Consider the following 233-nt stretch of genomic DNA (forward strand, 5'->3'; position numbering starts at 1 on the left):
CCAGTTCGCGCGGAACCGGCTGCTCCATGATCTGGTTGGCCAGGCCGATCAGACGGTTGGTCTCGCCGCTCATGGCGGATACCACCACGACGACGTCATCGCCCGCTTCGCGGAATTTCTTCACCTTCTCGGCCACCTGCTCGATACGCTCGACGGTGCCGACGGAGGTCCCTCCAAACTTCTGTACGATCAAAGCCATTTCAAACCGCCTGATTCCGTGAAGGGCGCCCTTT

1 protein-coding gene is annotated in these 233 nt (G+C 60.5%); it reads right to left on the bottom strand.

The genetic code is table 11. The features are described 5' to 3' along the window. Positions 1–199: amino acid kinase family protein (locus HMPREF0072_RS10860; protein ID WP_004831180.1), on the bottom strand; the 199-nt coding region annotated here is incomplete at its 3' end. Positions 200–233: the final 34 nt, after the last annotated feature.

The sequence above is a fragment of the Anaerococcus lactolyticus ATCC 51172 genome (assembly GCF_000156575.1).
GTDB lineage: Bacteria > Bacillota > Clostridia > Tissierellales > Peptoniphilaceae > Anaerococcus > Anaerococcus lactolyticus.